The organism is Streptomyces sp. NPDC053432 (genome assembly GCF_055585365.1).
The window spans coordinates 101,973-119,478 of record NZ_JBVJKF010000013.1 but is presented as its reverse complement, the minus strand read 5'-3'; the positions used below and the strand labels follow the sequence as shown (position 1 = coordinate 119,478).

Below are 17,506 nucleotides of genomic sequence, written 5' to 3'. Positions count from 1 at the left end.
CCACCACAGTAATGCCGCCCCCGTACGCTGCTGCGCGCGGGGGCGGCATCAGGGCAAAAGCCCCCGAAAGGGCGTCACAGAACGGTCTGCGCCTCTTCGTAGCGCTGCGCCGGAACCGTCTTGAGGGCCGAGGTCGCCTCCGCGAGCGGCACCATCTCGATCTCTGTGCCGCGCAGCGCCGTCAGCATGCCGAACTCGCCCCGGTGCGCCGCCTCCACGGCGTGCCAGCCGAAGCGGGTGGCCAGCACCCGGTCGTAGGCGGTGGGCGTGCCACCGCGCTGGACGTGGCCCAGGATCACCGGCCGGGCCTCCTTGCCCAGACGGTGCTCCAGCTCCACCGCCAGCCGGTTGCCGATGCCGGCGAACCGCTCGTGGCCGTAGATGTCGGTGCCGCCCTGCTCAAGCTCCATCGTGCCGGGCTTCGGCTTGGCGCCCTCGGCGACCACGACGATCGCGAACCGCTTGCCCGCGGAGAAGCGCTCGCCGACGATCCGCGTCAGCTGCTCGATGTCGAAGGGGCGCTCCGGGACCACGATCGCGTGCGCGCCGGCCGCCATGCCCGAGTGCAGGGCGATCCAGCCGGTGTGGCGGCCCATGACCTCGACGACCATCACGCGCTGGTGGGACTCCGCGGTGGTCTTCAGCCGGTCCAGCGCCTCGGTGGCGACGCCGACGGCGGTGTCGAAGCCGAAGGTGACGTCCGTCGACGCGATGTCGTTGTCGATGGTCTTCGGGACGCCCACGATGGGCAGACCGGCCTGGGAGAGCAGGTTCGCGGCCTTCAGGGTGCCTTCGCCGCCGATGGGGATGATCGCGTCGAGGCCGAGGTCGGCGACGTGGCCGCGGGCCCGCTCCACGCCGTCGCGCAGGTGCGCGGGCTGGACCCGGGAGGAGCCGAGGATCGTGCCGCCGCGGGCGAGGATGCCCGCCACGGCGTCGAGGTCGAGCTTGCGGTAGTCCGCCTCCAGCAGGCCCTTCCAGCCGTCGAGGAAGCCGATCACCTCGTCACCGTGGTCCACGACGGCACGGTGCACGACGGAACGGATGACGGCGTTGAGGCCGGGGCAGTCGCCACCGGAAGTGAGCACACCTATGCGCATGGCAGGAGAGACCTTTGCAACGTGGGCCGACGACCGGACCACGTCGTCCGGTTGGAACTACCCGTCACCCTACAAGCGGAAGGAGGGTGGACTGAACCATCCTCCACATCCTGGTCCCGAAGGTCGTGCGAACGCACGTCGGCCCGGTTCCCGCCAGGGGGAACCGGGCCGAACGGCTGGTGCGGGCGTGCTACGCGGGCTGCGTCGCCGCCGCGATGCGCTCCGCGCGGAGCGCGTCGTACCACTGGTCGTCTATGGGCGGCAGGGCGTTCACGTCGAGGGCCAGCTTGAGCAGCAGGTCCGCGATCAGCGGGTTGCGGGCCATCACGGGGCCGTGCATGTACGTCCCGAACACCGTGTCGTTGTACGCGCCCTCGGTGCCGTCGCCGGTGCCGTTGCCGCGGCCCATCGTCACCCGGGCGAACGGCTTCGCCGTCGGGCCGAGGTGGGTCACGCCCTGGTGGTTCTCGAAGCCCGTCAGCTGCGGCAGGCCGAGGCGCGGGTCGATGTCCGCGAGGACGTCGCCGACGCACCGCTCGCCCTCACCGCGCACGGTGACGACGTCGAGGAGGCCCAGCCCCTCCTGGCGCTGGCCCACGTCGTTGACGAACTCCTTGCCGAGGATCTGGTACCCGGCGCAGACGGAGAAGACGATCGCCCCGTTCGAGACGGCCCGCTCCAGCCCGCCGTCACGCAGCAGGCGCTCCGCGGCCAGCCGCTGCGGCCGGTCCTCGCCGCCGCCGATCAGGTAGATGTCGCCCGAGGTGGGGATCGGCTGGTCGCTGCGCACGTCCACGCGCTGCACGTCCAGACCGCGCTGGCGCGCCCGGCGCTCCACCACGAGGGCGTTGCCCTGGTCTCCGTACGTGCTGAGCAGGTCGGGGTAGACCCACACCAGACGCAGGCTGTTGTCGCTCATGCTCACTGTCCTTGAGGGTGCTAGTTGCCGACGCGGCGGCGGACGTCCTGGAAGGCGGTGTAGTTCGCGATCAGCTCGATCTGACCGGGCGGCGCGAGCTGCACGGCCTCGTCGAGGGTCTCGCACACCCGGAAGTCCAGCCCCGCGACCTCCAGGCGGACCGCCAGGTCCAGCTTGCGGTCGCCGATCACGAAGATCGGGTGGCCGGCCAGGCGCGGGTAGTCCACGTCCCACAGCCAGGAGGTGTCGGTGCCGTCGGCGCCGCGCGCGTTCACCGAGAGGATCACCGGCGTGGGCGGGGGATCGATCAGGGAAAACGTTTCGAGCCAGCCCGCCGGGTTCTTCGCGAGCAGCAGCCGCAGCTCACGGCCCTGGAAGTTCACCACGTCGTAGCGGCCGGCGACGGCCTGCACCTGGTACATCCGCTCCAGCGCGACCTGCGGCGGCACGCCGAAGACGGCGGCGACGGCCGCCGAGGTGGCGGCGTTCGCCTTGTTGGCGCGGCCGGGCAGCTGGAGGTGGATCGGCCAGGCCGAACCGTGCGGGTCCAGCACGTGGTCGCCCGAGAGGACCCAGGTCGGCGTCGGGCGGCGGAAACCGCACTCGCCGCAGAACCAGTCGTCGCCCGGGCGCTGCATGACGCCACCGCAGGAGGGGCACGACCAGGCGTCGTCCTTCCACTCCTGGCCGGCCGCGACCCAGACCACGTTCTGCGAGGAGGAAGCGGACCACACGATCAGCGGGTCGTCGCAGTTCGCGACGATGACCGCCTTGGAGCCCTGGAGCCCCTCGCGCCACTTCTCCGCGAGCATGCGGGTCTCGGCGGCGCGGTCCAGCTGGTCGCGGGAGAGGTTCAGCAGGGCGATCACCTTGGGGGTGACGTCCCGGGCCACGCCCGCCAGGTACTTCTCGTCGACCTCGATGACGCCGTACTTGGCGTCCGAGCCGCCGGCGAGGGCCGAGGTGATGCCGGCCGGCATGTTCGCGCCCAGCGCGTTGGAGACGACCGGGCCGCTGGCCCGCAGGGCCTCAGCGATCAGCCGGGTCGTCGTGGTCTTGCCGTTCGTCGCGGAGACGAGGACGACATCGAGATGCTGCGCGAGTGCTCCGAGGAGATCGGGGTCGAGTCTGAGCGCGACCTTGCCTCCGATCACCGATCCGCTTCCGCGTCCCGCGGCCCGCGACACCGCCGCCGCGGCCTTGCCCGCCGTCACGGCCAGCTTGGCCCGCGGCGAAAGCGGCTCCGTGTTGCCTGCCATCGTCCCTTGTCCTCCTTGCGTCGGTCGGCCCCAGCCTATCCAGTACCTGCCCGGGCCTTGACCGCGGCGCCCCAACGCCACGGCAGATCTCCTCATATATTCGCCCGTCGTACCCTTACGGCCATGCGACAGCGCCCCATCCCAGGTACCAACGGTCACGTCCGCACCATGAGCCTCCTGGGCGATCCGGTGCTGCATTCCGCTTGTGCGGAGGTCACCGACTTCGGCCCCGAACTTGACCGGCTCATCGAGGACATGTTCGCGACGATGTACGCGGCCGAGGGCGTCGGGCTCGCCGCGAACCAGATCGGCGTGGGGCAGCGGGTGTTCGTGTACGACTGCCCCGACGACGAGGACGTGCGGCACGTCGGCCACATCGTGAACCCGCGGCTGGTCGCCGCGGACGGGGACGAGTTCCTCGGGCCGGAGGGCTGCCTGTCCCTGCCGGGGCTGGAGGCGGGCACGGCGCGGTTCGACCGGGCGGTCGTCGAGGGGGTCACCTCCGACGGCGCCCCCGTGCGGATCGAGGGGACGGGGTTCTTCGCACGGTGCCTGCAGCACGAGTGCGACCACCTTGCCGGTGCGGTGTACGCGGACCGGGTGACGGGGCTCCGGGCCCGTCGCCTGCGGCGTGCCATCCGCAAGACCCCCTGGGGCGCGGCCGCCACCTGGCCCCGCGACTGATCCCCTCGGCTGCGCCGCCGCTGAGCGAAATCCAGCCCCTCCGGCGTTTGAGCAGGGGGTACCTCCCAGCGGTAGCCGGGGGAGGGTCCGGGCGGAGCCCGGTGCCCGGCGGAGCCGGGTTTCCTGGGGCTCCGCCCCAGACCCCGCTCCTCAAACGCCGGAGGGGCTGAACGTGCCAGGCGGCACCGGAATACCGAGCCGTGCCGGGGTCCGGGGTCAGAAGCCCGGGCCGTTTTCGCGGTTGCCGGCGGTGGAGAGGCGGCCCCAGAGGAGGTCCGTGAGGGCGGCCACGAGTTCCGCACGCTCGCAGGGCCGTTCGCCCAGCCACCAGTCGCCGGCCGCGTGCATCATGCCGACGATGCCGTGCCCCCAGACGCGCGCCAGCCGCTCCCCGCCCGGGCCGAGGTCGACCCGTTCGCCGATCACCTGCGCCAGTTCCTCGCCCAGCCGGCGCAGCAGCGGCGCCGAGTGCAGGCCCACGTCGAAGCCGCGCTCCGCGCTGTGGGAGTCCTCGGCCGGGTGCATCAGGAAGCGGTAGACCTGCGGGCGGGCCTCGATGGCGGCCAGGTAGGTGTCCAGCGTGTGCTCCACCCGGCTCCGCCGCTCGGCCGGGGCGTCGAGTGCGGCCCGCAGGGAGTCCAGCAGGGCGTCGGTGTGCCGGACGGCGAGCGCCTGGTACAGGCCCGCCTTGTCGCCGAAGTGGCGGTAGAGGATCGGCTTGGTGATGCCGGCCTCGGCCGCGATGGCGTTCATGGAGGCCTTGGGGCCGTCCCTGAGCACGACCCGGTCCGCCGCCTCGAGCAGTTCCCGGCGCCTGCGATCGGCCGAGCCGGGCTCGCCGGCCTGCTGCGTGGTCTCCATGACGTGTTTTCTCCCCGCCCTTGCGATGTGCGTGACGCCCACGCAACGTAACACCCCGCACACCTCGCCGATCCCATCGGCCGTACCTCCTCCGGCCGCGCTTGACAGTGCTTACTCGCCGGTAACAGACTGTGGCGATCGTGCAGGTTACCGCTAGTAACCCGCTCTGGGACGCGAACGAGTACGGACAGGTGGAGGGGACATGGCGGAGTTCACCATGGAGCTGAGCGAGGACCAGAAGCAGGTGCAGGAGTGGATCCACGGCTTCGCCGCCGATGTGATCCGCCCGGCCGCCGCGGAATGGGACGAGCGCGAGGAGACTCCCTGGCCCGTCATCCAGGAGGCCGCCAAGATCGGCATCTACTCCCTCGACTTCTACGCCCAGCAGTTCTTCGACCCCACGGGCCTCGGCATCCCGATGGCGATGGAGGAGCTCTTCTGGGGTGACGCGGGCATCGCCCTGTCCATCGTGGGCACCGGACTCGCGGCCATCGGCGTCGTCGCCAACGGCACCGAGGAACAGATAGGCACCTGGATCCCGCAGATGTACGGCACCCCGGACGACGTGAAGGTGGCCGCCTTCTGCTCCTCCGAGCCGGACGCCGGGTCGGACGTCGGTTCCATGCGGACCCGGGCCGTCTACGACCAGGCCAAGGACGAGTGGGTGCTGAACGGCACCAAGACCTGGGCGACCAACGGCGGCATCGCCAACGTCCACATCGTCGTCGCCGTGGTCGACCCGGAGCTGGGCACCAAGGGGCACGCCTCCTTCATCATCCCGCCGAACACCCCCGGCCTGTCCCAGGGGCAGAAGTTCAAGAAGCACGGCATCCGCGCCTCGCACACCGCGGAGGTGGTGCTGGAGGACGTACGGGTTCCGGGCTCCTGCCTGCTCGGCGGCAAGGAGAAGCTGGACGAGCGGCTGGCACGGGCGCGCGAGCGGGCCCGCAGCGGCGGCGGGGAGCGCGTGAAGAACGCCGCCATGGCCACCTTCGAGGCCTCCCGGCCGGCCGTCGGCGCGATGGCGGTCGGCACGGCGCGCGCGGCGTACGAGGTGGCCCTCGACTACGCGAAGACCCGCACCCAGTTCGGCCGCCCGATCATCGACAACCAGGGCGTGGCCTTCCAGCTCGCCGACATGCGGACGCAGATCGACGCCGCCCGGCTGCTGGTGTGGCGGGCCTCGTGGATGGCGGTCGCGGGCCGGCCGTTCACCTCGGCGGAGGGCTCGATGTCGAAGCTCTTCGCGAGCGAGGTGGCCAAGAAGGTCACCGCCCAGGCGGTCCAGATCCTCGGCGGCAACGGGTTCACCCGGGAGTACCCGGTGGAGCGCATGCACCGGGACAGCGCGATCTACACGATCTTCGAGGGGACGAGCGAGATCCAGCGGCTGGTCATCGCCCGCACCCTCTCCGGCATGCCGATCCGCTAGCGCCCGCCCGCCGTGGCGTCCCGGACACCCCGCGGTGTCCGGGCGTCGGCGCCGAGCCAGCGGCTGCGGTCCGGTGCGCGCGGGGCCGTACGGGCGGCCCGGCCGCGCCATGGAGGGCCTGGGGGCGTGAGTAAGTCCTGCACGGCGCCCACGGCGCCCGGCACGGGACTTTCGCAACACTCCCTAGGCGCGCAGCAGCCGGGAGAGGGCCCGCCCGAAGAGGAGCCGGCCCGCCGTGGCCACCAGGGGGTCCAGCGTGCGGGGGAGGCCGCGCAGGCGCAGGTCCTCGCGCCAGTGGATCTCGCTGCCCCCGGCGGGGGAGCGGCGGATCTCGATCTCCGCCCAGCCCGTCACGGCGCGGCCGAGCTTCTCCAGGCGGACGAGGCCGGGCTCCGTGCCCTCCGGAGGGTTCCAGACGACGACTTCCATCGGGTCGTCGAATGTGACCCTGCCCACTCCCGTTCGAGCCGTGAAGATCGTCCCGACGCGCGTGGGCCCGGGCGTCTCGATGATCGTCCGCGTCAGAGGGACCTGTGCGCCGTGCCCTGCCCAGTCCGTCAGCCTCTTCCATGATTCGGAAGGGGGCAGTGGGCTCTGGTGAACGATCCGGATAACGGGCATGAGCGCATCGTAATCGGGCATACACACCTTGAACTGGACCCCGAATATGGGTTCCGCCGGGGGGTGGCGATCAGTAATACTCACCGCCACCGTGGATCGCGGATTCGACCGGGTGACCACCGGCCCTCCCGCCCCACACTTGCGAGGAGGTGCGCCATGTGCTCCCACCAGCCCCCCTGCCCGTCCGCCGACAGCGCCGATCACGACGCCGCCCGCACCGTGGCTTCCCATCCCGAACAGGGTTGGAGTCTGCTCTGCAACGGCGTGGTCGTCTTCGACGACACCGGTGAACTGCTCCCCGCAGGCCAGACGGTGGAGCCCCGCCGCCCGGCCCTGGTCTGAGCCAGGAGGCAGCATGCGCCAGCAGCTGATCCGCAAGCCCGTCCCCAAGCCCGCTCCCCGAGACCTGGATCTGCGCACACCGTCGGGCAGACCCCTCCCGTACTGACGGGAGCCCACGCCGGCGGCAATCCGGTACGACACCGCCCCCCGGCTGCCGGTCAGCCGGTGGGTGCGGCAGTGCCGCCCAGGAAGGCCGTCTCGTACGCGGCGTCGCCGATCGCCGCCCGGGCCTGCCGCTCGCCCTGGTCCCGCAGGGCCGTCAGCGAGGGGGAGCCCATCTGCGGCCGTCCCACGGTGCGCCACCAGGCGTGACCCGTGCCCAGCAGCCGGGCCGCCAGTTCGCCGTCGCCCAGCGCCGCCACCGCCGCGGCCAGCAGGTCGAGGCCCAGCGCGATCCCGAAGCGGTCGCCGAGCAGCCGCTTCCCCGACAGCATCGCCCGTACGTGCCGGGCGGCCTCACCGTGTTCGCCCAGGCCCAGCGCCGCCACCGCCAGGATGTAGTCCGCGTAGGCGCGCAGCCAGCGCTCACCCAGCTCCGCGCAGGACTCCCGCAAGGACCGTGCCTCCTCGGCGGCCTCCTCGAACCGCCGCAGGTCGCACAGGGCGTAGCCGGTGGCCAGCTTGCACAGCAGCCAGCCCGCGCCGTCGGTGCGTCCGCCGTGGCCCGCCCGCGCCCGCGGGCCGGCCAGCGCCAGCGCCCGTACGGGATCGCCCGGCATCATGACCGCCACCGCGAGCAGATAGGCCGCGCGCAGCTCCCGCTCCGGGTCCGACAGGAGGGCGGCCTCCCGTGCGCACTCCTCCCCGGCGGTGACGGCCGTGTCCATGTCGCCCTGGAGCAGTGCGGTGAGCCCGAGCGCCCACAGGGCCTGGTTGTGCGCCGGGCCCGGGTGCGGGGCTGCCCGCAGGGCCCGTTCCAGGAAGCCCCGGCCCTCGTGCACGTGCCCGCAGGAGAACCAGTAGAACCACAGGGCCCCACCCATCCCCAGGGCGGCCTCCGGGTCGGTGCCCAGCAGGTGTTCCAGGGCGGTACGCAGCTGTGCGTGCTCGGCGGTCATCCTGCGGTACCAGTCGACCTGGCCCGGGCCCAGCCAACCGTGGCCGGCGGCCTCGGAGAGCGCCGCGTACCAGTGGGCGTGCCGGTCGGAGACGATCTGGACCTCCCCGAGTTCGACCAGCCAGTCGTGCCCGTACTCGCGGATCGTGTCCAGCATCCGGTAGCGGGCGCCCGCACCCCGCTCCTCGCTGCGCAACACCACCGACTTGGCGACCAGGCCCGCCAGTACGCGCTCCACGCGCGAGGCGGCCAGCGGACCGCCCGCGCACACGGCGCGGGCTGCGCCGATCTCGAAGTCCCCCGAGAACACGGACAACCGGGCCCAGAGCAGCCGCTCCAGCGGCTCGCACAGCTCGTGGCTCCAGCCGATCGTGGTCCGCATCGTCTGGTGTCGGGGCGGGCGGGGCGCACGGCCGTCGGACGAGGGGTACGTCGACAGCAGGCCGAAGCGCTCCCCGAGCAGCTCGGCCATCTGCTCCAGCGTCCACAACCGCATCCGGGCGCCCGCGAGTTCGAGGGCGAGCGGGATGCCGTCGAGGCGCTTGCACACCTCGGCTGCGACCGCCGTGCGGGCGGGGTCGGCGAAGACAGCGGCCGCCTGCGGGGTCGCCGCGAGGGCGCGTGCGCGGAACAGCGTGAGGGCGTCGCTGTCGGGCCCCTCGCAGGGCAGCGGGCGGACCTCGACGACCTCCTCGCCGGGGGAGCCGAGCGGCTCGCGGGAGGTGACCACCACCGTCAACCCAGGCGCGGACTGCAGGAGTTCACCCACCAGATGGCGGCAGTCGGTCACCAGGTGCTCGCAGGTGTCCAGGACGAGCAGGAGCCGCTTGTCCGCCATCCAGGCGCACAACTCCTCGTCCAGGGAACGCGAGGAGTGGTCGGCGAGGCCGACGGCGTGGGAGATGGTCGTGGCGAGGAGGCCGGGGTCGCGCAACGGCGACAGCTCCACCCACCACACGCCGTCGGGCCGCGGCCCGGCGGCTTCGCGGACGGCCCGCAGGGCGAGCCGGGACTTCCCCACACCGCCCACGCCGGTGAGGGTGATCAGCCTCCGGTCCTCCAACAGGCTGCGTAGGAGCGCCAGTTCCCGCTCCCGGCCGACGAAGCCGGAAGGCTGCGGGGGCAGGTTCCCCGTCACGGCCGCAGGGGTGTGCCCGGGATCGCCGCCGGCGGATCCTGCCTGATTGTCGTTGACCGAGTACTCACCGAACACGGTTGTATTGTGCGTGATCTTCTCATCCGACAGAGTCGGTTCCGGCCAGATCGTTGCCGAAACTCACCTCGTGAGAGTGACGCTCCGCTCAGCGGAGAAGGCGCCCCAGTTCCCGTCCGGCAGTCTGGCCCGAAGCTTGACCGTCCATACCGTTCCGGCCGGCTCGGTCACCGTCAGCCGGTACTCCGCCCGGCCGTCGGGAACGGCGCCCGCGCCGAACTGGATCACGGTGGTGGGCCGCCCGTTGACGTACAGCTCGTACTCGCCGGTCGCGCGGCCGGTGTCCGGCGCGGTCCAGCCGAGCATGACCGTGCCGGGGGACGCGGTCGCGGTGAACCCGGCGGGCGCGGTGTCCGGGCCGGTGCCCGCGGCGGGCGGGGTCGTCACGTCCGCGGCCGGGCCGTCGGGCGAGGAGTTGTCGGCGCCATCCCGGGCGCGGACCGTGAAGGTGTAGGCGGTGTCGGGCTGGAGGCCGGTCAGCGCGGTCTCGCTCGCGGCCGGGCCCGCCGTGTGGATGCGCACGCCGCCCTGGTAGACGTCGTACGCGGTCACGCCCGTGTCGTCGCTCGCCGGGGTCCAGGACACCAGGGCCGCCCGGGGGCCCGTCGCCCGGGCCGAGACCGCCGCCGGGGCGGTGGGGGGCCGCCGGTCCTCGGCCTTGGCCGCCGGGGTGGTCACGCGTACGGGCGGACCCGGCTCGGAGTGGTTGCCGGCGGCGTCCCGGGCCCGGACGGTGAAGGTGTAGCCGGTCCCCGGGCTGAGGCCGGTGACGTCCACCATCGTCCTGTCGGCCGGGAGTTCCCGCACCAGGCGGCCGTCCTCGAAGACCTGGTAGCCGCTCACCCCCTCGCGCCCGGCCGCTGCCTCCCACATGACGTGCACGCTGGTGGCGCTGCCGGCCTGGGCCGTGAGCCCGGCGGGGGCGGAGGGGGGTGTGGTGTCGGTCGCGGTGCAGGCCGGCGCGCCCGCGAGGGCCGCGCACAGGGCGAGGGTGGGGGCGGTGCGTCGCACGGGTGCCGTCCTCCGCTTCCTTCGGCCGGAAAGGTCTAGACATATATGGCACGCGGATCGAGGGCCGGGCAAGATGCCGGAGCGGCCCTTCTCCGGCTCCGTGCCGGCTCGGCGTCAAGGACCGTCCGACGTCACGGACGGTCAACACCCGTTCGGCCGACACCTCGTTCGCCCGGAGAGACCCCTCGCTGCGCCAGCATGGCGCCGAGCAAGGAGGTTTCGATGGTGATTTCCCTCTCGGTGGTCGTCCTGCTGATCGTCCTCGCGTGGATCTTCCTGCGCAGCGGCGGCCTCAAGTTCTCGCACGCACTCGTCTGCGTGCTCCTCGGCTTCTATCTGGCCGGCAGCAGCATGGCCGCGACCATCCACGACGGCCTGTCCGCCACCGCGAACGTGGTCGGCAGCCTCAAGCCGTAGCCCGGTGAGGCCGATCGACTGTTGCGTGTTCGTGAATCACGCGGCACGTCCATGGACTCCTCGGGCACGGCGATCTAGCGTCTGGCGGCGGCGCGATGTCAGACACGTTGTCAACAACTGAGCAGAAGGGGAGGAAGACCGAATGTTCCGAAGAGCGCTGAACTGCGCGGTGATACCGGTGGTCGCCGTATTCGCGACGGTCAACGGCATCACCTCGGCCGGCGCGGACGAGATACCCAGGACCCCCGGCCACCGCCTGGTCGGCAACTACGAGGGCGCCCCGGCCACCGCGGCCCCGCTGCCCGGGGACGCGCCCCCGCAGCACCCCTTCCTCGCGCCCAACGGCCGGTCCGGCATGCACTCCGACGCCGGCGGCAGCGCCACCTCGCCCTGGTCGGGCCCGCTCGGCAAGAACCTCCAGGTCAAGAGCGAGGCCATCGCTGCCCTCGGCGGCGAATGCGCCACCGCCACCTTCGACTCCGCGGGCCGGCTCGTCACCGTGTGCGGGACCTTCTCGGGCTTCAAGGTCAAGCTCCTGGAGCCGCGTACGCTGGCCACGCTCGCGGAGTACCGCCTCCCGCAGCGTTCCTCGACGGTCGAGGCGATCACCCAGCTCGACTTCTCGAAGATCTTCAAGGACACCTCCGGCGGGGCGTACTTCTACCTGGACGATCAGGACCGGGCCGTGCTGGCCGACTCCCGTCAGCACATCCTGCGCCTGTCCCACTCCCAGAACCCGGACGGGAGCTGGAAGTTCGCGGTCGACGACGACTGGGACCTCACCGCCCAGGTACCGCACGACTGCGTCAGCTGGACCAACCTGTGGCCCAGCGGCACCTGCGACCCCGTCACCTCCGTGATGCCCGACTGGGACGGGCGCATCTGGTGGGTCACCCGCCAGGGCCGCGTCGGCACCGTGGACCCGGCGACCTCGCGGATCCGCTCCGTCCGGCTGGCGGGTGAGGAGATCCAGAACTCCTTCTCCGTGGCCGAGGACGGCGTCTCCATCGTCTCCGATCACGCGCTCTACAGCTTCCGCGCCGCCGCCGACGGCACCCCGGAGGTGCAGTGGCGCCAGACGTACGACCGCGGCACAGGCACCAAGCCCGGTTCCGTGAACCAGGGTTCGGGCACCACCCCGGACCTCTTCGGCAACGGCTACGTCGCCATCACCGACAACGCCGACGACCGGATGAACGTCCTCGTGTACAAGCGGGGCGTGGACGTCCCCGCGGACCGCAGGCTGGTCTGCAAGGTGCCGGTCTTCGGCTCCGGCGCCTCGACCACCGACAACTCCCTGATCACCTGGGGCAACAGCATCGTCGTCGAGAACAACTACGGCTACGAGAACGTGACGACGCTGCTCATGGGCAAGTCCGTCGTCGGCGGCGTCAGCCGCATCGACGTCCGCCCCGACGGCAGCGGCTGCGACACGGTCTGGGAGAGCGCGATCCGCGCTCCCTCCGTCGTCCCCAAGCTCTCCACCGCCAACGGACTGCTCTACTTCTACGAGAAGCAGCCCAACTTCTGGGGTGTCGACGCCTGGTACCTCACCGCGGTCGACTTCCGCACCGGCGAGCGCCGCTGGAGCCGGCTGACCGGGACCGGCCCGCTGTACGACAACAACTGGGCCCCGATCACCCTCGGGCCCGACGGCACCGCCTACGTCGGCGTCTTCAACGGCATCGTCGCCGTCCGCGACGGCGGCTGACCCCGTCCCGCACGGCGGAGCCGGCCGGCCGCGCGACCCGCGCCGGCCGGTCCGCTCCGCTTCCGGGCGGGGCGGGGCGGAGCGTCAGCGGCGCGCCCACTCCTCGGCCAGCAGCCGGTACGAGCGGACCCGGTCCGCGTGGTCGTGCGTGATGGTGGTGATCAGCAGCTCGTCGGCACCGGTGGCCTCCTGGAGCCGCTCCAGGTGATCGGCCACCGTCCGCGCGGAACCCACGAACTGCGTCTCCACCCGGTCGGCCACCAGCGCCCGGTCCGCGTCGGTCCACGGCAGGGCGCGCGCCTGCGCCGGGGTGGGGAACGGGATGGCGCCCTCGCCGCTGCGGATGCTGCGCACCCAGGGCGCGTACCCGGTGGCCAGCTCCCGGGCGGTCGCGTCGTCCTCGGCGACGACCACGTCGGCGGAGACCGTCAGGTACGGCCGGTCCAGCCCGGCCGACGGCTTGAACGCCGCCCGGTAGCCGTCGGCGGCCTCCAGCACCGAGGCGGGACTGACGTGGTAGTTCGCCGCGAACCGCAAGCCGTTGCTCCCCGCCGTCTCCGCACTCACCCCGCCGCTGCTGCCCAGGATCCAGACCTGCACGTCGGCGCCCTCGCCGGGGACGGCGTGCGCCTCCACGCCCTCCGGCGAGCGGTACTCGCCGCGCAGCAGTGCCAGCACGTCGCCGACCTGCTCGGCGTACTCCTGCGGCTGGGCGCCGGGCAGGTTCAGCAGCTTCTGCTGGAGCAGGAAGCGCGGATGGCCGAGCAGGTGCGCGAAGGAGAACCGGTCCGGGATGCGCAGCCCGTTGTCCGTGTACCCGTCCACGACCCGGGTGGCGGGCACCGGTGAGGGCCCGCCGGCGGCCGCCCGGGCCCTGCCCGCCGACCGGCCCAGCCCCAGGTCGAGCCGGCCCGGGTGCAGCGCGTCGATCAGGCCGAACTCCTCGACCGTCGACAGCGCGGTGCGGTGCCCCAGCTGCACGGCTCCGGAGCCGATCCGGATGGTGCTCGTCGCCGAGGCGGTCAGCGCGAGGACCACCGCCGGAGAGGTCCCCGCGACTCCCGGGTTGAGGTGGTGCTCGGCGAACCAGTAGCGGGCGTAGCCGAGGCGCTCCGCCTGCCGCGCCAGGTCGATGCTGCGGTGGAGGGCCTCGGCCGCGGTGGAACCGGACGCGACCGGGATGAGGTCGAGGACCCCGAGGGGGATGCCGGACATGGCGGATCCTTAAAGGTCGGAGAAGGGCGGGTCGGGGATCTCGCGGCGGAGCACCGGCGCGATCCGCGACTGGAAGAGCTCGAGCGAGGCACGGTGCTCCGCGTGGCCGAGGCCACCGGGCTCGGCCTGCAGGTGCAGAACGGTGTGCCCGAACTCCTCGTGGTAGCGGTGGACCTTCTCGATCACCTGCTGCGGGCTGCCGATCAGCGCGGAGCTGCGCTCGACGAAGTCCTCCAGGGTCGGGAACACGGGCGCCGCGCCCAGCCGTTCGTGGAAGGCCAGGTACCGGGCGAAGGCCGGCCGGTAGGCCGCCACCGCCCGCTGCGAGGTGGGCGCCGCGTGGTAGCCGGCCGTGCCCGCGCCCACGACCGCGCGCGCCGGATCGTGGCCGTAGTGCTCCCAGCGCTCCCGGTAGTGCCGGATCAGCTCGGCGTACGGGCCGATCGGGTGGGTGACGTTCGCCGAGAACAGCGGATCGCCGTAGCGCGCCGCCAGGTCGACGGACTCCCGGCTCGTCGCGCTGCCGTGCCAGACGCGCAACTCCCGCTGGAACGGCCGCGGCAGCACCTCCGCCGCCGTCAGCTCCGGACGGAAGCGCGGCCGGGCCGTCACCTCGTCCTCGCGCCACAGCCGCCGGAACAGCTCGTAGCTCTCGGAGTTGCGCTCCCACTGGTCCTCGGGGGTCACCTGGAACAGCTCGCGCTGGGCCGTTCCGTTGCCCTTGCCGATCATCAGCTCCAGGCGCCCGTCGCTGAGGTGGTCGAGCGTCGCGTAGTCCTCGTACGCCCGGACCGGATCGAGCAGACTCAGTGTGGTGACGGCGGTGAACAGCCGGATCCGGCGGGTCAGCGCCGCGATGTGCGCCAGGACCACGGGCGGCGAGGACGACAGGAACGGCCGCTCGTGACGCTCGCCCACACCGAACCCGTCGAACCCGAGCTGCTCCGCGAACACGGCGGCGTCGACGACCTCGCGGAACCGTTCGCGGGTCGGGGTGGGGGAGCCGGTCACCGGATCGGCGGAATCCGTGATCAGGGTGATGGCGAGGAACTTCACGAGTCGGTGGCCCGGCCCGCGGCCCGGCCGGCGACCGGCTCCGGCACGGCGAGGCCGAGGTGGTCGCGCAACGTGGTCCCCTCGTAGTCGGTGCGGAAGACACCGCGCTCCTGGAGCAGCGGGACCACGGTGTCGGCGAACACGTCCAGTCCGCCCGGGGTGATGTGCGGGACCAGGATGAAGCCGTCGGCCGCGTCCGCCTGCACCAGGGTGTCGATCCGGTCGGCGACCGTGGCGGCCGAGCCGACGAAGGTCTGCCGGGAGGTGGTCGCGATGACGAGCTCACGGATGGACAGGTTCTTGGCCGCGGCGAGCTCGCGCCACTGCCGCGCCGTCGCGAGCGGGTCGGAGAACTGGCGTACGCTCGCCCGCCCCAGGGCCACGGTGTTCTCCCCGGGCTCTGGATCGACCTCGGGCAGCGGGCCGTCGGGGTCGTAGGCCGACAGGTCCCGGTTCCAGACGTGTTCCAGGTACTTGATCGCGGTCTGTCCGCTGACCTGGAGCCGGCGCACTTCGTGGGCGAGTTCCTGCGCCTCGGCGTCGGTGTCGCCCAGGACGAAGGTGGCCGCGGGCAGGATCTTCAACTGGTCGTGCGTGCGTCCGTACTTGGCCAGGCGTCCCTTGACGTCCGCGTAGAACGCCCGGCCCTCGTCGAGGGTCCCGTACCGGCCGAAGATCGCGTCGGCACCGGAGGCGGCGAACTCACGGCCCTCGTCGGAATCGCCCGCCTGGAAGATCACAGGACGCCCCTGCGGGCTGCGCGGGACGTTGAACCGGCCCTCGATGTCGAAGTGCCGCCCCTGGTGGCGGAAGGCCCCGGCCCGGGCGTCGCGCAGGAAGGTGCCCGACCCGGCATCGGCGACGATCTCGGTGCCGTCCCAGGAATCGAAGAGCTCGGTGGCCGTGGCCAGGAACTCCCGGGCGCGCGAGTAGCGGTCCTCGCGGGGCAGGAAGCCGCCGCGGCGGAAGTTCTCCCCGGTGAAGGCGTCCCAGGAGGTGACGACGTTCCAGGCGGACCGGCCCTCGGAGAGGTGGTCGAGCGAGGCGAACTGGCGGGCCACCTCGTACGGTTCGTTGAAGGTGGAGTTGATGGTGCCGGTCAGGCCGAGCCGCTCGGTGACCGCCGCCAGCGCGGCGAGCACCGTGAAGGTGTCGGGCCGGCCGACGACGTCCAGGTCGTAGATCTCGCCGCCCTGTTCGCGCAGGCGCAGCCCTTCGGCGAGGAAGAGGAAGTCGAACTTGGCGCGCTCGGCGGTCCGCGCGAAATGGACGAACGAGTCGAAGTCGATGTGGCTGCCGGCCGCCGGGTCGCTCCACACGGTGGTGTTGTTGACGCCCGGGAAGTGGGCGGCGAGATGGATCCGCTTGAGCGGCTTGGTGCTCATGGATCGTCCTTTCCGGTCGGTCGGTCGGTCGCGGAGGTCAGGCGGCGGGCGGGCGGGCGTAGCGGCTGGCGGGGCGCTCCAGCCCCAGCAGGCCCCGCAGGGTGTCCGCCTCGTACGCACGGCGGAAGACCCCCCGCCGCTGGAGCTCGGGCACCAGGGACCGGGTGATGGCGGGCAGGTCGTGGGCGATCACGCCGGGCCGCAGCCGGAACCCGGTCAGGCCCGCCGACCGCCACTCCTGGAGCAGGTCCGCGAGCTGCGCAGGGGTGCCGGTGAAGGCCGCCGTGCCGTCGGCGTACGGGGTGGGGTCGAGCGCGTCCAGGCGGGCCCGGCGGCCCGCGGCGGCCGGGCCGTCCGCGTCCAGGAACACCGTGAGGTCGCCGAAGACGTGCGGCGGGGCGCCAGCGATCCGGGACACGCCGGTGCGGGCCCCGTCGGCGTCGCCCGCACTGACGTACACGAGGTCGGCCGAGCCGTCGAGGACCCCGGACGCCGCGGCGACCACGGGCTGTCCCTGCGGCGGGCGCGGGGTGATCGAGGGGCCCCGCACGGTGAAGTGCGGGCCCTCGAAGTCGATGTAGTGCAGCTTGCGGCGGTCCACGAAGCGGCCCGTGGCCACGTCACGGATCTCCGCGTCGTCCTCCCAGCTGTCCCACAGCCGCCGGACCACCTCGACGTGGTCCGCGGCTTCCCCGTACAGCTCGGCCTCGGCCACCGGGAAGGCCCGGCGCCCGAAGTGGTGTCCCTCGTGCGCCAGTCCGCTCACCTGGACGCCGAGACCGGCGCGGCCGCGGCTGACGTGGTCGAGCGTCGCGACGGCCTTGGAGATGTGGAACGGCTCGGTGTGGGTGGCCGTCACTCCCGGGACCAGGCCGATGTGCCGGGTCAGGGGGGCGATCCGGGCGGCGGTGAGCACCGCGTCGAGACGCCCCCGCACCTGGTCGGTACGCCCGTCGGGCTCCGACGGGGACGCGGACTGGAGGGCGAGGCCGTCGTCGAAGGTGACGAAGTCCAGCAGTCCGGCCTCGGCCTCGGCGGTGACGTCGGCCCAGTACCGGGCGGTGAACAGCTCCCCGGGCCGGGCGCCCGGTTCCCGCCAGGCGGCGGGGTGCCGGCCCGCGCCGTCGAGGGCGACGGCGAGATGCAGTGTGGACACGTCGGATCGAGCCTTTCTGATCGGCATGGGGAACGGAAACGGACCGGCCGTGAAAGGAGGCCTCGGG

Annotated in this window: 16 protein-coding genes; 5 read left to right on the top strand and 11 right to left on the bottom strand. The window is 72.5% G+C overall.

Features of this window, described 5'->3' with window-relative positions:
* Positions 1-74: 74 nt before the first annotated feature.
* The 3 genes from ACZ6Y1_RS22260 to ACZ6Y1_RS22250 form a co-directional block, all read right to left on the bottom strand.
* Entirely contained in the window at positions 75-1,100 is a 1,026-nt protein-coding gene (locus ACZ6Y1_RS22260; protein WP_469632342.1) for a 6-phosphofructokinase, read from the bottom strand.
* A gap of 190 nt (positions 1,101-1,290) precedes the next feature.
* Entirely contained in the window at positions 1,291-2,019 is a 729-nt protein-coding gene (locus ACZ6Y1_RS22255) for a type 1 glutamine amidotransferase (protein ID WP_469632339.1), read from the bottom strand.
* Between the two features lie 20 nt (positions 2,020-2,039).
* On the bottom strand, positions 2,040-3,278 hold the full coding sequence (locus ACZ6Y1_RS22250) for a MurT ligase domain-containing protein (protein ID WP_030029096.1): 1,239 nt from the start codon (positions 3,276-3,278) through the stop codon (positions 2,040-2,042).
* A 123-nt stretch (positions 3,279-3,401) separates the two neighbouring features.
* Between ACZ6Y1_RS22250 and def the strand changes: the two genes are divergently transcribed.
* Positions 3,402-3,962, top strand: a complete 561-nt coding sequence (gene def, locus ACZ6Y1_RS22245) for a peptide deformylase (RefSeq protein WP_469632335.1) — start codon at positions 3,402-3,404, stop codon at positions 3,960-3,962.
* 216 nt (positions 3,963-4,178) lie between these two features.
* Here the strand turns inward: def and ACZ6Y1_RS22240 are convergent, their stop codons facing one another.
* On the bottom strand, positions 4,179-4,823 hold the full coding sequence (locus ACZ6Y1_RS22240; RefSeq protein ID WP_469632332.1) for a TetR/AcrR family transcriptional regulator: 645 nt from the start codon (positions 4,821-4,823) through the stop codon (positions 4,179-4,181).
* A 202-nt stretch (positions 4,824-5,025) separates the two neighbouring features.
* Between ACZ6Y1_RS22240 and ACZ6Y1_RS22235 the strand changes: the two genes are divergently transcribed.
* A complete protein-coding gene (locus tag ACZ6Y1_RS22235) occupies positions 5,026-6,255 on the top strand; it encodes an acyl-CoA dehydrogenase family protein (protein WP_469632330.1) in 1,230 nt (409 codons plus the stop codon).
* Between the two features lie 183 nt (positions 6,256-6,438).
* Here ACZ6Y1_RS22235 and ACZ6Y1_RS22230 read toward each other — a convergent pair whose 3' ends face one another.
* A complete protein-coding gene (locus tag ACZ6Y1_RS22230) occupies positions 6,439-6,684 on the bottom strand; it encodes a hypothetical protein (RefSeq protein WP_469632327.1) in 246 nt (81 codons plus the stop codon).
* Positions 6,685-7,032: 348 nt separating this feature from the next.
* Between ACZ6Y1_RS22230 and ACZ6Y1_RS22225 the strand changes: the two genes are divergently transcribed.
* Entirely contained in the window at positions 7,033-7,218 is a 186-nt protein-coding gene (locus ACZ6Y1_RS22225) for a DUF5999 family protein (RefSeq protein WP_469632324.1), read from the top strand.
* A 158-nt stretch (positions 7,219-7,376) separates the two neighbouring features.
* Here ACZ6Y1_RS22225 and ACZ6Y1_RS22220 read toward each other — a convergent pair whose 3' ends face one another.
* Entirely contained in the window at positions 7,377-9,488 is a 2,112-nt protein-coding gene (locus tag ACZ6Y1_RS22220; protein ID WP_469632321.1) for an ATP-binding protein, read from the bottom strand.
* 63 nt (positions 9,489-9,551) lie between these two features.
* Positions 9,552-10,499: a fibronectin type III domain-containing protein gene (locus ACZ6Y1_RS22215; protein WP_469632318.1), complete on the bottom strand. Its 948-nt coding sequence runs from the start codon at positions 10,497-10,499 to the stop codon at positions 9,552-9,554.
* A 222-nt stretch (positions 10,500-10,721) separates the two neighbouring features.
* Between ACZ6Y1_RS22215 and ACZ6Y1_RS22210 the strand changes: the two genes are divergently transcribed.
* Positions 10,722-10,916, top strand: coding sequence for a hypothetical protein (locus ACZ6Y1_RS22210; protein ID WP_469632316.1), 195 nt, complete (start codon positions 10,722-10,724; stop codon positions 10,914-10,916).
* A 142-nt stretch (positions 10,917-11,058) separates the two neighbouring features.
* The gene (locus tag ACZ6Y1_RS22205) at positions 11,059-12,627 is read left to right on the top strand and encodes a hypothetical protein (RefSeq protein ID WP_469632313.1); all 1,569 of its coding nucleotides are present in this window, start codon (positions 11,059-11,061) and stop codon (positions 12,625-12,627) included.
* A gap of 84 nt (positions 12,628-12,711) precedes the next feature.
* Here the strand turns inward: ACZ6Y1_RS22205 and ACZ6Y1_RS22200 are convergent, their stop codons facing one another.
* Genes ACZ6Y1_RS22200 through ACZ6Y1_RS22185 form a run of 4 tightly spaced genes read right to left on the bottom strand, consistent with a single transcriptional unit; the run spans position 12,712 to position 17,466 of the window.
* Complete coding sequence (locus tag ACZ6Y1_RS22200) at positions 12,712-13,842, bottom strand: LLM class flavin-dependent oxidoreductase (protein ID WP_469632310.1); 1,131 nt, start codon at positions 13,840-13,842, stop codon at positions 12,712-12,714.
* Positions 13,843-13,851: 9 nt separating this feature from the next.
* Positions 13,852-14,898 (bottom strand): LLM class flavin-dependent oxidoreductase, encoded by a 1,047-nt coding sequence (locus ACZ6Y1_RS22195; RefSeq protein ID WP_469632307.1) that lies wholly within the window; start codon positions 14,896-14,898, stop codon positions 13,852-13,854.
* Positions 14,895-16,283, bottom strand: a complete 1,389-nt coding sequence (locus ACZ6Y1_RS22190) for an NtaA/DmoA family FMN-dependent monooxygenase (protein ID WP_469632304.1) — start codon at positions 16,281-16,283, stop codon at positions 14,895-14,897. Before ACZ6Y1_RS22190 ends, ACZ6Y1_RS22195 begins: the two co-directional genes overlap by 4 nt.
* Before the next feature lie 37 nt (positions 16,284-16,320).
* The gene (locus ACZ6Y1_RS22185) at positions 16,321-17,466 is read right to left on the bottom strand and encodes an LLM class flavin-dependent oxidoreductase (protein WP_469632301.1); all 1,146 of its coding nucleotides are present in this window, start codon (positions 17,464-17,466) and stop codon (positions 16,321-16,323) included.
* Positions 17,467-17,506 lie beyond the last annotated feature (40 nt).

Excerpts from the sequence above, each read along its gene's own strand:
- ACZ6Y1_RS22225 (WP_469632324.1), top strand. The coding sequence starts at position 7,033 with ATGTGCTCCCACCAGCCCCCCTGCCCGTCCGCCGACAGCGCCGATCAC.
- def (WP_469632335.1), top strand. The coding sequence starts at position 3,402 with ATGCGACAGCGCCCCATCCCAGGTACCAACGGTCACGTCCGCACCATG.
- ACZ6Y1_RS22260 (WP_469632342.1), bottom strand. The coding sequence starts at position 1,100 with ATGCGCATAGGTGTGCTCACTTCCGGTGGCGACTGCCCCGGCCTCAAC.
- ACZ6Y1_RS22190 (WP_469632304.1), bottom strand. The coding sequence starts at position 16,283 with ATGAGCACCAAGCCGCTCAAGCGGATCCATCTCGCCGCCCACTTCCCG.
- ACZ6Y1_RS22255 (WP_469632339.1), bottom strand. The coding sequence starts at position 2,019 with ATGAGCGACAACAGCCTGCGTCTGGTGTGGGTCTACCCCGACCTGCTC.
- ACZ6Y1_RS22240 (WP_469632332.1), bottom strand. The coding sequence starts at position 4,823 with ATGGAGACCACGCAGCAGGCCGGCGAGCCCGGCTCGGCCGATCGCAGG.
- ACZ6Y1_RS22210 (WP_469632316.1), top strand. The coding sequence starts at position 10,722 with ATGGTGATTTCCCTCTCGGTGGTCGTCCTGCTGATCGTCCTCGCGTGG.
- ACZ6Y1_RS22250 (WP_030029096.1), bottom strand. The coding sequence starts at position 3,278 with ATGGCAGGCAACACGGAGCCGCTTTCGCCGCGGGCCAAGCTGGCCGTG.
- ACZ6Y1_RS22205 (WP_469632313.1), top strand. The coding sequence starts at position 11,059 with ATGTTCCGAAGAGCGCTGAACTGCGCGGTGATACCGGTGGTCGCCGTA.
- ACZ6Y1_RS22230 (WP_469632327.1), bottom strand. The coding sequence starts at position 6,684 with ATGGAAGTCGTCGTCTGGAACCCTCCGGAGGGCACGGAGCCCGGCCTC.
- ACZ6Y1_RS22235 (WP_469632330.1), top strand. The coding sequence starts at position 5,026 with ATGGCGGAGTTCACCATGGAGCTGAGCGAGGACCAGAAGCAGGTGCAG.
- ACZ6Y1_RS22185 (WP_469632301.1), bottom strand. The coding sequence starts at position 17,466 with ATGCCGATCAGAAAGGCTCGATCCGACGTGTCCACACTGCATCTCGCC.
- ACZ6Y1_RS22200 (WP_469632310.1), bottom strand. The coding sequence starts at position 13,842 with ATGTCCGGCATCCCCCTCGGGGTCCTCGACCTCATCCCGGTCGCGTCC.